Source organism: Vibrio sp. MED222 (genome assembly GCF_000153005.1).
Taxonomy (GTDB): domain Bacteria; phylum Pseudomonadota; class Gammaproteobacteria; order Enterobacterales; family Vibrionaceae; genus Vibrio; species Vibrio tasmaniensis_A.
On record NZ_CH902609.1, the window covers coordinates 394,416 to 406,550 of the forward strand.

The following is a 12,135-nucleotide window of genomic DNA, read 5'->3' on the forward strand; positions in this document are numbered from 1 at the left end:
CCGCCAGCGTTCAATCTGAGCCATGATCAAACTCTTCAAGTTAAGATTTTGTGACTCAACGAATACTGACTTCAAAACTAATATTCATTCGAAAATGAACATGTAATTCTAAAGCTATTACCCCTCTCTTCTTAAATAAATAGGAACAGAATGGTAATGAATTGACTGTGCCGAATAACTACAAGTAGTTAAACGTATTGGTCACTCAGTTCATTGAAATCAATTTTGATTCCGAAGAATCTGTTTTATCTAACGATAAAACGTTTTGATATTCATCAACGAGTGCCCACACAGATTGATAGGTTTAAATTGTTAAAGAGCTTTTCCTTTTTGAGCTTCGCTCAAATCGGACGGCCATTTTAGCGATTTAAGTTTTAGTGTCAACCACTATTTTCAAAACTTTTTTCAAGCGCTTAGCTTGGTTAATTTGACCTGATGATTCGTTTTCGCTTTTGAAACCAAAGCTTGGAAGCCATCCCGTGTCAGCGAGGTGGCATTATAGAGATTTCGATCACACTGGCAAGCCCTTTTTGAAGTTTTTCTTACTTTTTTGATTGTTCGAGCGTTTTTTGTTCAAAACACCCCATTTTCACTAGTATTCCCCTTAATTAACGGCTTAAGGTGCCTATATAAAGGAGGATTTATGAGTTCAATACGCAGTTATAAAGGAATATCCCCTCAGATAGGGCAAGGTGTCTATATAGATACAAGTTCGGTACTGGTTGGTGATATCAAAATCGGTAATGACTCTAGCGTGTGGCCTTTGGTTGCAGCTCGAGGGGATGTGAACCACATTCATATTGGAGAGAGAACGAATATCCAAGATGGTAGTGTCTTGCACGTCACCCATAAGAATGCAGAAAACCCTGAGGGTTACCCTCTATTAATAGGCAATGATGTCACTATCGGTCATAAAGTAATGCTGCATGGCTGCACGATTGAAGATCGTGTACTTGTGGGTATGGGAGCTATTGTGCTTGATGGCGTGATTATTAAAGAAGAAGTGATGGTTGGTGCTGGTAGCTTAGTGCCACCGAACAAGGTACTTGAAAGCGGTTATCTCTATGTAGGAAGCCCGGTAAAACAAGCACGCCCATTAAACGATAAAGAGCGTGCTTTTTTACAGAAGTCAGCTGACAACTATGTTCAGAATAAAAACGACTATCTAGACTCTGTACTTCCAGTCTAAAGCGCTTTGATTTGGATCCGATTAGAGGAGTCATACTCCTCTTCTTCTATTAACTCTTCAGCTAGCTCTTCAATATCGAAACGTAACTCTGAAAAGATAACTAAAGCTTGATCGCCTTCTTCTATATCTTTGCCTGCCAATCGAGACAACTCTTCAATAGACATTACACACTCAATCAGTGCACCCGACTGCTGTACTGGGAAGGTGATTGATTGATTCTCTTCATCCCAATCTTGGATATCAGAAAATAGAATTGATTGATTCATTTTTTATAAACACCTCATTACATCTCTAGGTTTTTACGTAATTCTCTTAAAATCTGTTTTGTTCCCGGACGAAGACCACGCCAAAGCATAAAGCTTTCTGCTGCCTGCCCCACCAACATACCCAAACCATCATAAGCAGCATGAACACCATTATCTAATGCCCATTGATTAAATACTGTGGTTCCCGATCCATAAACCATGTCATAAACGGCGCTAGTAGAATTGAAAATAGCATCAGACACTTCAGGAAGCTGCCCACTTAGACCAGATGAGGTCGAGTTAATAATGACATCAAAACCTTCATTAACATCACTTAACCCTATACCTTTGATATTTCCATGCGACGAAAACATCTCAGCCAGAAGTTCAGCCTTGGAGCAGGTTCGATTAGCGACCACCAGCTGTTGTGGCTTTTGATCGAGAAGAGGTTGAATCACTCCTCTCGCAGCACCACCAGCGCCAAGAAGAAGAACGCGAGCTCCTTTTAACGCAACTTGATGTTGAAGAAGGTCTTGAACTAAGCCTTCACCATCGGTGTTATCACCAATGATCTCTCCATCATCTAGCTTCTTAAGTGTGTTTACGGCACCTGCTAGTTCAGCTCTCTCAGTCAGGCGATTAGCGAACTGACAAGCATCTTCTTTAAATGGCGCAGTGACATTACACCCTCTCCCACCTTCACTAAAAAATGCTTGAGCAGCAGTGATGAATTCACCTTGTTCTGGCTGGAGTGCTGTATAGGTAAGTTGTTGGCTGGTTTGGCGAGCAAATAATGTGTGAATGAATGGCGATTTGCTTTGCCCAATAGGGTTACCGAAAACGGCATAACGATCTACTTGCTGTGTCATATCCTTACCTAACAGAAATAAAAAAGGGTCATCTATATAGATGACCCTATCACTATCCCTATAAGGAAGGAAGAACTACCAAACTCGAGGCTTTAGGTAGTCGCTATAAAGCCGAGCTTCTGGTGAACCCGCTTGTGGTTCGTAGCGGTATTCCCAACGAGCCAATGGCGGCATCGACATTAATATAGACTCTGTGCGACCACCGCTTTGTAGACCAAATAAGGTGCCACGGTCATACACTAGGTTAAATTCAACATAGCGGCCACGACGGTATAGTTGGAAGTCACGCTCACGTTCGCCATAAGGTGTCTCTTTGCGTCGTTCTACAATTGGTAAGTACGCCGCAGCAAAGCCTTCACCGACCGCCTGCATGTAAGCAAAGCTCTTATCGAAGCCCCACTCATTTAAGTCATCAAAGAACAAACCACCCACACCGCGTGTTTCGTCTCGGTGAGGCAGATAGAAGTATTTATCACACCACTCTTTATGCTCTTGATAAACATCATCACCAAACGGCGCACAAAGATCTTTAGCGGTTTGATGCCAAGATTGGCAGTCTTCATCGAAAGGATAAAATGGCGTTAAATCAAAACCACCACCGAACCACCAGATAGGGTCTTCCCCTTCCTTTTCAGCAATAAAGAAGCGTACGTTGGCGTGTGAGGTTGGGATGTATGGGTTTTTAGGGTGGATAACTAATGAGACACCCATTGCCTCAAACTTGCGTCCAGCTAATTCAGGGCGATGAGCCGTGGCTGAGGCAGGCATTGCCTTACCCGCTACGTGAGAGAAATTAACCCCACCTTGCTCAAATACCGCACCATTGGTCATCACACGAGTTCGACCACCGCCACCAAGGCGTTCGCCAGGTTCACGTTCCCATGCATCTTCTTCAAACAGTGCTGCGCCATCAGCTTGCTCAAGCTGTTGGCAAATCGAATCTTGTAGGCTCAGTAAAAACTGTTTTACTGCTTCTTTATCAATTGCTGACATCTTTCTTCCTCTGCAGGGTTTAACCCTGTCTTAATATTTTCGACGTTTTTGCATCTCTAATTTCGCTTGGCTTCTCACGACCACCCGTTTGACCTTCTAAAATAGCCACCAAATGTTGACCCAGTTGCTGTTGAACTTCTTCAGTCGTCATACAAGGCGATTCACCTGTCAGGTTAGCACTGGTCGAGGTTAACGGCTTACCGAATTCATTACACATTCTTTGAACTAAAGGGTGATCCGTCACTCGCACCGCGATGGATTCAAATTGGCCACTGACCCAGTCAGTTACTTTACTGCTGGTTGGCATTATCCAAGTCACTGGTCCCGGCCATGTCGCTTTCACTGTTGCCAACTGCGCTTCCGTCAACTGGCTTTCATCAATATAGGGCAGCAACTGCTCGTAACTCGCTGCAATTAGGATCAACCCTTTCTCCATCGGCCGCTGTTTTAAATCGAGCAATTTCTTAATGGCTTGTGGATTATCGGGATCACAACCGACCCCAAAAACGCCTTCAGTCGGGTAAGCAATGACTTCACCTTGTTGCAATGCCTGCAAAGTATGTTGAAAGTTATCCACGGGTTGCCTCATAAATTCTGTTATCGAACTCGCTAAGTGTACAAATTATCATTCACTGTGACTAAAGCTATTTGTTTATAAAATGTATCAATTAACAACTTAGACTGACGCAAACGTTTTCCTTAAGCAATTTTACCCGTATAATGCGCGCAAAATATCTAATCACTAATTAAATCGTACCTGAAGGAGTTTGAGATGACTGTCGGTATTATCATGGGTTCTAAATCTGATTGGCCAACAATGAAGCTAGCTGCAGAAATGTTGGATCAGTTTGGCGTGGCGTACGAAACAAAAGTGGTTTCTGCTCACCGCACACCTCAGTTGCTTGCAGATTACGCAACCAGTGCGAAAGAGCGCGGTATTAAAGTGATTATTGCGGGTGCTGGCGGTGCAGCTCACCTTCCGGGCATGGCAGCTGCTTTCACAAGCGTCCCAGTTCTTGGTGTTCCTGTTCAGTCTAAAGCACTGAAAGGCATGGACTCACTGCTTTCTATCGTACAAATGCCAAAAGGTATCGCGGTAGGTACTCTGGCTATCGGTGAAGCTGGCGCTGCCAATGCAGGCATCCTAGCCGCTCAAATCATTGGTACACACAATGAAGAGGTGATGGCGAAAGTAGAAGCGTTCCGCTCTGAGCAAACAGAAACGGTTCTTGCTAATCCAAACCCTGCAGAGGACTAATTCCAATGCATGTTCTTGTGTTAGGCGCGGGCCAACTTGCTCGCATGATGTCCCTAGCTGGGGCACCGCTGAATATTGAAATTTCTGCTTTTGATGTTGGCAGCAAAAATATTGTTCACCCATTAACGCAAGCGATTCTAGGCAACGGCTTAGACAATGCGATTGAGCGTGCGGACGTCATTACTGCTGAATTCGAACATATCCCTCACGATGTTCTTGAGGTATGTGAGCGCAGCGGTAAGTTCTTACCGACAACAGAAGCAATCAAAGCTGGCGGTGACCGTCGCCTTGAAAAAGCCCTGTTAGACGAAGCAAACGTGAAAAATGCTAAGTACTACGAGATTAACTCTCGTGAAGACTTTGACGCTGCGATCGCTCACGTTGGCTTACCAATGGTATTGAAGAGCACACTTGGTGGCTACGATGGCAAAGGCCAGTGGCGCTTAAAGACATTAGATAATGTTAACGCGACTTGGGCAGAAATGGCTGAGTGCATCGCTGCAACAGACAACCAAGCGATTGTTGCTGAAGAGTTTGTCCCGTTTGACCGCGAAGTATCACTGGTGGGTGCTCGTGGCGCTAATGGCGAGATTCAAGTGTACCCACTGGCTGAAAATGTTCACACCGACGGCGTGTTGAGCTTATCGACAGCGATTGATGACATTGAACTGCAAGAGCAAGCAAAAACCATGTTCACCGCTGTTGCAGAACGTTTGGATTACGTTGGCGTGCTAGCGTTAGAGTTCTTTGATGTTAAAGGTTCACTGCTGGTTAACGAGATTGCACCACGTGTTCATAACTCTGGCCACTGGACACAGCAAGGCGCTGAAACTTGTCAGTTTGAGAACCACCTACGTGCTGTGTGCGGTATGCCACTAGGCAGTACTAAACTGATTCGCCCAACCGCAATGATCAACATTCTTGGTGAAGATACCCTACCTGAGGCTATTCTGGCTCAAGGTGGCTGTCATGTTCATTGGTATGGCAAAGAGAAGCGTGCAGGTCGTAAGATGGGCCACATTAACGTGAGCGCTGACTACAACGCAGAGCTGCAAAGAGCGTTATGCTCACTGGCAGACATTCTCGATAAGCAAGCCTACTCTGCTGTGCATGAATTTGCTGAGCAGATGAAGTAAATCTACATTGCTTGATGGATATAGAACGTTTATTGGATATAGAAACGGCGCTCATTGAGCGCCGTTTTTTTTCTATAACATCAAGTTATTGAGATTGAATGTGATGACACTTGCGATCAGCACATTGCTTCTTAGTGCCACTGGCCGTTTTCTTCTCCAGCAACAGCGGGAACTGACACTCTTCACAACGACCTATAACAGGTGGCTGATTAACGGCGAACTTACACTTAGGATAGTTATCGCACGCATAAAAGGTTTTACCATAGCGAGATTTACGCTCAACCAAATGGCCTCTGCCACACTCAGGACAAGCAACAAGTGGCTGCTCTTCAGGTTGTTCTTTTGGTTGATCCAAAGATTCGATGTGATTACACGTTGGGTAGCTACTACAACCAATGAACATCCCAAAGCGGCCTTGCCTTAATACCAATTCGTTTTGGCATTTAGGGCACGGCACACCCAGCTCTTTAACTACGTGGCCATCGTTCTGATGCAGAGGCTTGATGTAATCACAGCTAGGATACTGCTTACAGCCTAAAAATGGGCCGTGCTTACCATGGCGAAGCTGAAGCTCTCCACCACACTGTGGACATGGTTCATGCTCTAGTGCATGTTCATGTGCTGAAAAAAGCTGATTATCAATCTTACTACTCATGACAAGCCTGTATTAATGCAAGATACCTTGCTCTTTGGTGTACAACAGCTCTTCCATTTGCGTGTAAGCACTTTCATTACCCGGTACATTAAATAGCACCATTAAGATAATCCATTTCAGATCATCCAATTCAAATTCGTTTGTCTCAAGCCCCATCACACGATCAATCACCATTTCACGAATCTCTGTCGTGAGTACATTAATCTGTTCAAGGAAAAGTAAGAAACCTCGACACTCCATATTAATACGTGAAATCTCTCGACTGGTATAAATACGCATCGAGGTATTGGAACACACACTAATCGCCGCTTGGTTCTCAGTATCTTGCAATGCAGCAAGATCTTCTAACCAATGGAGGGCCTTATAAATATCATCTTGGTGAAACCCTGCTCGAAGAAGCTCATCTTCCAGCTCATCTTGATCCACCTGCAATTCAGAATCGCTATGGATGTAGGTTTCAAACAAGTACATCAGTATGTCCATCATCATAGCTTAGCCTCTCCCCTTTCGAATATAGCCACCGGAAACTGCAACAACATGCCCTGAGAGCTCAAGCTCTAAAAGCTGCATCATGACCTCATGCACAGGTATATGGGTTCTCTGTGCCAAAATATCAACGGGTGTCGCCTCTAACCCTACGTTAGCTAACAGCTGTGGAAATGGCAATTGTTCATTTTCCCCCATACTGGGCGTAGGTTCGAACAAGCTGGGCTGCTGATCTATAGACCAGTCTAACAGACTCTTTATTTCGATCAGAACATCTTGAGCATTTTGCACCAAACATGCACCAGCTTTAATTAGGCTGTTACCTCCGCGGCTGGTTGGACTATGAATTGAGCCAGGCAGCGCAAACACCTCTCGGCCTTGCTCCATGGCATAGCGAGCCGTAATCAAAGAACCACTCTTCTCAGCAGCTTCAACTACCAAGGTTCCGAGCGATAACCCACTTATAATACGGTTACGCCGAGGGAAATGTTCAGGTCGTGGTTTTGCGCTTGGGCGAAACTCTGAAATCAGCGCGCCATTCTCACAAATTCTATCCGCTAGATTTCGGTGACGTGCAGGATAAATGGAGTCCAAGCCTGAACCCAACACCGCAAAAGTTTCCCCTCCTTTATCCAGAGCACCATCATGAGCATAGCCGTCAATGCCCAACGCTAATCCACTGGTGACAATTAAACCGTTTTGCACAAACTCTTTGGCGAAGGACTTCGCTGTCTGCAGCCCTTCGAGGCTGGCATTACGACTGCCGACCATTGCGATTTGAGGCTCAATCAGTTTTTCAACGTGACCTTTAACGAAAAGCACGCTCGGCGCAGAGGCGGTCTCATTCAGCAGTTTGGGATAATGCGAGCAACTCGGGGTAATGATGTGATGGTTAGTTTGTTTTGCTTGCCACGCCAGGCAAGCCTCCGCTTCTCTTGGGGCTTGCTCTCTTAGATAGGAAATTTGCTTGGCAGACAAACCAAGCGCTTGCAGTTGCTGGCTTGAGTAGCCAACAATATTCGAAGGGGAATCAATGCTCAGCAGTCGAGAAAGTCGCTTGCCACCCAATTGCGGTACAAAACTTAGAGTTAGCCAAGCACTCAGTTGTTGCTCATTCACTCGGAGCCCTTAAGCTCTTCCGTCAAAGCCAGATCCAGAGGCGATACAGCCAGAATGTCATTGCTAACCGGCTTAGAGCTCTGAGTGATCAAAGCCAAGCTAAAATACTCATAAGGGCGAATGACCATCAAACTACCGAGTGAGGTACTTGGCAACTGCACCTTATCGCTCGCCGCTGACTCTTTATAGCTGTATTCACCCTGCTTACCAAACACCACCGCGCCGCTTTCGCTGAGCGTAAACATAGATCCTTGGCGAAGATTGTCCTGTGAGCCTTTATTAATAACCACGACCTGATTCTTTGCACTGTATTGGCTGCCGTCTAATGAACCCAAGATATTAGCAAATTGCCCCGCAGCACTAGGCGCTGGATAAAATGTGGTTGAGAGCTTCACCTGATCAACGCCAAGTTCTGGTAACACGAGGTCGTTGAGCAGTACCTCTTGCAGCTGAGTCTCTATTTGCAAACTACTGAACTCAGCATCCACCTCTTTCAAGCGCGCCGTGGCGACCAAACGCAAAGAAGTCATACTCGCTTGAGGTTGCTGTCGTTGGTAAGTTTCGACAGAACGGTAAATACCCCATTTTTGATGTTGCTGATTGCCCGAGATAAATAGTCGGTCTTCACCTGATAAGAAACGTTTACCATCACTTGTCCCCAACACTCGTTGAGCAGATTGGATATCTTGCTGCTCCACCAAGCGATCAGACTGTAGATACGGCAAAACCAGCCCCTCATTGACGGTAGGTACTGCTTTCTTCTCAGAGACACGAATCTTAGGGCTTAGCTTGATGACGGGTTTGAGGCTCAATACAGGCTCGCCATTAATCCAAACCAGAGACAATTTATCTCCGGGGTAAATAAGGTGAGGGTTTTCTATCTCAGGATTGACCTGCCACAACCTCGGCCACAGCCATGGGCTATCGAGATACATCGCGGAGATATCCCACAAAGTATCGCCCTTCACCACCACATACGCTTCGGGTGCGCCTTGTTTAATGGTTAAAGGTTGCTCACTATTTTCAGCCATAGCAGCGAACGAAAGCGAGGCACAAATAAGAGATAAAGCGGGGGAAAAATGACGCATGACCTAGGTTCCTTGGTCTGAATATATGACATCTGATTAGAGAATTACCTTCAGGATGCTGTCATTTGACCTCTAAAATGTCTAGAATTGAGCCAACAAGGTTTAAGCTGTTTCGGCACAGTTCAATATTTCGAGTGTATATGTCTGTATTACAAGTATTAACATTACCAGATGATCGTCTACGTACCGTGGCGAAACCGGTAAAAGAAGTTACCCCAGAGATTCAAAAGTTCGTTGATGACATGATTGAAACCATGTACGACGAAGAAGGTATCGGCCTTGCTGCAACGCAAGTAGATTTCCACCAGCGCATCGTTGTTATCGATATTTCAGAAACACGTGACGAGCCTATGGTTCTGATCAACCCTGAAATTACCGACAAACGTGGCGAAGATGGTATCGAAGAAGGCTGTCTATCTGTACCAGGCGCTCGAGCTCTAGTCCCTCGCGCTGCAGAAGTAACGGTTAAAGCATTAGACCGTGAAGGCAACGAATTCACATTCGACGCTGACGACCTTCTGGCTATCTGTGTTCAGCACGAACTTGACCACCTAGAAGGCAAGTTGTTTGTTGATTACCTATCGCCACTAAAGCGCAAACGTATTCAAGATAAGCTAGCGAAGATTAAACGTTTCAACGAGAAACAAGGTTAATAACCGCTGCTATTACTAAATTAAGAAGGAAGTCTACCTTGAGTCAATCTTTAAGAATTGTCTTCGCAGGTACTCCGGATTTCGCCGCCCGTCATTTGGCGGCGTTGTTGTCTTCGGAGCATGAAGTTATTGCTGTTTACACACAGCCAGATCGTCCAGCAGGCCGCGGTAAAAAACTGACTGCGAGCCCAGTAAAAAACATCGCACTTGAAAACAATATTCCGGTTTACCAACCAGAAAACTTCAAGTCAGATGAAGCTAAGCAAGAGCTAGCAGATTTGAATGCTGACATCATGGTTGTTGTCGCTTACGGCTTGCTTCTTCCACAAGCTGTATTAGATACGCCTCGCTTGGGTTGTATTAACGTGCATGGTTCTATCCTACCGCGCTGGCGTGGTGCTGCTCCGATCCAACGCTCTATCTGGGCGGGCGATAAAGAGACTGGCGTGACGATCATGCAGATGGATATCGGCCTAGATACCGGTGATATGTTAAGTATCGCGACGCTACCAATCGAAGCAACAGACACCAGCGCGTCAATGTACGAAAAGTTGGCTGGCCTTGGTCCTGATGCTCTTGTTGAGTGCTTAGCAGACATCGCTTCTGGTAAGGCTGTTGCTGAGAAGCAAGACGACGAACTTGCTAACTACGCGAAGAAGCTGAGCAAAGAAGAAGCAAAAATTGATTGGAATGACAGTGCAGAACACATCGAACGTTGTGTGCGCGCTTTCAACCCGTGGCCAATGAGTCACTTTGCGATTGTTGATAGCAGCTCTAGTGATGAAAAAAGCATTAAAGTTTGGCAGACACGTGTTGATGAAGAGTCGACATCTGCGCCAGCTGGCTCAATCATCAAAGCAGATAAGACTGGTATTTATGTTGCGACTGGCGACAAAGTACTAGTATTGGAACAACTACAAGTTCCAGGCAAAAAAGCCATGTCAGTTCAAGATATCTTGAACTCACGTGCAAGCTGGTTTGAAGTTGGTACTCAACTTTCTTAACCGCTTTAAAGCTACTCAATATGTACTTAAAAACGTGTAGCTTGTAAAAACACTATTTAGAAAACCTTTACGAGGGCAGAGATGCCCTCATGTATTCAAATAAATATTCGGTACCCCTCATGAATGTTCGCGCTGCTGCTGCAAATGTCCTATTCCAAGTTGTCGATAAAGGCCACTCTCTTTCACACGCTCTCCCTGCGGCTCAAAAAACGATCCGTCCGCGAGACCATGCTCTACTGCAAGAGATTTGCTACGGCGCACTTCGTTACCTGCCTCGCTTGGAGTCAATCGCTAACGAACTGATGGAAAACTCGCTTAAAGGTAAAAAGCGCGTATTCCACCACCTGATCTTAGTAGGCATTTACCAGTTGAGCTTTATGCGCATCCCTTCGCATGCTGCCGTTGCTGAAACAGTTGAAGCAACCAAAACACTGCGCGGCCCAAGCCTGAGTGGTTTGATCAACGCAGTGCTTCGCAGCTACCTGCGCGATCAAGAAGAGCTAGATGAGAAAGCCGTTAGCCACAATGCGGGCAAATACAGCCATCCAAGCTGGATCCTAAAAATGCTTCAAGAAAGCTACCCAGATCAGTGGGAGCAATTGGTTGAAGCAAACAACAGCAAGGCACCAATGTGGCTGCGCGTAAACCGCCAACACCACACTCGTGACGAGTATGTTGAACTGCTTAAAAACGAAAACATTGAATACACACTGCACCCTGAAGCGGCTGATGCCATAAAATTAGCCTCACCTTGTGACGTTACTTTGCTTCCTGGCTTCGACAGAGGCTGGGTATCGGTGCAAGATGCTGCAGCTCAGCTTTCCGTTGATTTCCTAACACCAAAAGATGGTGAGCTAATCCTAGATTGCTGCGCAGCACCTGGTGGCAAAACTGCACACATTCTTGAACATACTCAAGACACTGAAGTGGTTGCAATCGACAGTGATATTAAACGCCTAGACCGCGTTTACGATAACCTTGAACGCCTACAACTGCGTGCCGACGTAATCTGTGGTGATGCTCGCTACCCTGAAGAGTGGTGGACAGGCAGTCAGTTTGACCGCATCCTACTTGATGCTCCGTGTTCAGCGACGGGTGTAATCCGCCGTCACCCTGACATTAAGTGGCTACGCCGTGCATCTGATATTGATGCACTAGCAGAGCTGCAAAGTGAGATTTTGGATGCAATGTGGCGCCAGCTAAAAGAAGGCGGCACCATGGTTTATGCGACATGTTCTATCACGCCGCAAGAAAACGTGCTGCAAGTGAAAGCATTCTTAGAGCGCACCGAGAACGCAACGCTAGTTGGGTCTGATATCGAAAAACCGGGTCGTCAAATACTACCTGGTGAAGAAGATATGGATGGCTTCTACTACGCAGTTCTAGTAAAACAGGCATAACAACTAACAGCGGCTAAGAATTTATTTCTTAGCCGCTGTT

The 12,135-nt window shown here is 45.7% G+C and carries 14 protein-coding genes; 6 read left to right on the top strand and 8 right to left on the bottom strand.

The genetic code is table 11. From position 1 onward, the window contains the following. Positions 1-643: 643 nt before the first annotated feature. Positions 644-1,189, top strand: coding sequence for a gamma carbonic anhydrase family protein (locus MED222_RS05330; protein WP_009848088.1), 546 nt, complete (start codon positions 644-646; stop codon positions 1,187-1,189). Here MED222_RS05330 and MED222_RS05325 read toward each other — a convergent pair. From MED222_RS05325 to MED222_RS05310, 4 genes are all read right to left on the bottom strand, one after another. Continuing rightward, on the bottom strand, positions 1,186-1,455 hold the full coding sequence (locus MED222_RS05325; RefSeq protein WP_009848089.1) for a DUF1488 domain-containing protein: 270 nt from the start codon (positions 1,453-1,455) through the stop codon (positions 1,186-1,188). The two genes, MED222_RS05330 and MED222_RS05325, sit on opposite strands and share 4 nt — an antisense overlap. A 17-nt stretch (positions 1,456-1,472) precedes the next feature. After that, entirely contained in the window at positions 1,473-2,303 is an 831-nt protein-coding gene (aroE, locus tag MED222_RS05320; protein WP_009848090.1) for a shikimate dehydrogenase, read from the bottom strand. Between the two features lie 75 nt (positions 2,304-2,378). Beyond that, positions 2,379-3,296: an oxygen-dependent coproporphyrinogen oxidase gene (gene hemF / locus MED222_RS05315; RefSeq protein ID WP_009848091.1), complete on the bottom strand. Its 918-nt coding sequence runs from the start codon at positions 3,294-3,296 to the stop codon at positions 2,379-2,381. 19 nt (positions 3,297-3,315) lie between these two features. Beyond that, on the bottom strand, positions 3,316-3,873 hold the full coding sequence (locus tag MED222_RS05310) for an L-threonylcarbamoyladenylate synthase (RefSeq protein WP_009848092.1): 558 nt from the start codon (positions 3,871-3,873) through the stop codon (positions 3,316-3,318). Positions 3,874-4,068: 195 nt separating this feature from the next. On the opposite strand from MED222_RS05310, the gene purE reads away from it, so the two are divergent. After that, a complete protein-coding gene (gene purE, locus MED222_RS05305) occupies positions 4,069-4,554 on the top strand; it encodes a 5-(carboxyamino)imidazole ribonucleotide mutase (protein ID WP_004735777.1) in 486 nt (161 codons plus the stop codon). A 5-nt stretch (positions 4,555-4,559) separates the two neighbouring features. Beyond that, the gene (locus tag MED222_RS05300) at positions 4,560-5,690 is read left to right on the top strand and encodes a 5-(carboxyamino)imidazole ribonucleotide synthase (RefSeq protein WP_009848093.1); all 1,131 of its coding nucleotides are present in this window, start codon (positions 4,560-4,562) and stop codon (positions 5,688-5,690) included. A gap of 85 nt (positions 5,691-5,775) precedes the next feature. Here the strand turns inward: MED222_RS05300 and MED222_RS05295 are convergent, their stop codons facing one another. From MED222_RS05295 to MED222_RS05280, 4 genes are read right to left on the bottom strand one after another with little or no spacing between them, the layout of a single operon-like run. After that, a complete protein-coding gene (locus MED222_RS05295) occupies positions 5,776-6,345 on the bottom strand; it encodes a DNA topoisomerase family protein (protein ID WP_004735775.1) in 570 nt (189 codons plus the stop codon). A gap of 12 nt (positions 6,346-6,357) precedes the next feature. Continuing rightward, on the bottom strand, positions 6,358-6,834 hold the full coding sequence (locus tag MED222_RS05290) for a DUF494 family protein (protein ID WP_009848094.1): 477 nt from the start codon (positions 6,832-6,834) through the stop codon (positions 6,358-6,360). Positions 6,835-6,837: 3 nt separating this feature from the next. Continuing rightward, positions 6,838-7,950: a DNA-processing protein DprA gene (dprA, locus tag MED222_RS05285; protein WP_009848095.1), complete on the bottom strand. Its 1,113-nt coding sequence runs from the start codon at positions 7,948-7,950 to the stop codon at positions 6,838-6,840. Further along, on the bottom strand, positions 7,947-9,038 hold the full coding sequence (locus tag MED222_RS05280; protein ID WP_009848096.1) for a LysM peptidoglycan-binding domain-containing protein: 1,092 nt from the start codon (positions 9,036-9,038) through the stop codon (positions 7,947-7,949). The genes dprA and MED222_RS05280 overlap by 4 nt, the downstream gene beginning before the upstream one ends. A gap of 140 nt (positions 9,039-9,178) precedes the next feature. On the opposite strand from MED222_RS05280, the gene def reads away from it, so the two are divergent. From def to rsmB, 3 genes are all read left to right on the top strand, one after another. After that, positions 9,179-9,691, top strand: a complete 513-nt coding sequence (gene def / locus MED222_RS05275) for a peptide deformylase (protein WP_004735769.1) — start codon at positions 9,179-9,181, stop codon at positions 9,689-9,691. A gap of 38 nt (positions 9,692-9,729) precedes the next feature. After that, entirely contained in the window at positions 9,730-10,695 is a 966-nt protein-coding gene (gene fmt, locus MED222_RS05270) for a methionyl-tRNA formyltransferase (protein WP_009848097.1), read from the top strand. Positions 10,696-10,814: 119 nt separating this feature from the next. After that, positions 10,815-12,095, top strand: coding sequence for a 16S rRNA (cytosine(967)-C(5))-methyltransferase RsmB (gene rsmB, locus MED222_RS05265; RefSeq protein WP_009848098.1), 1,281 nt, complete (start codon positions 10,815-10,817; stop codon positions 12,093-12,095). The last annotated feature ends 40 nt before the right edge of the window (positions 12,096-12,135 follow it).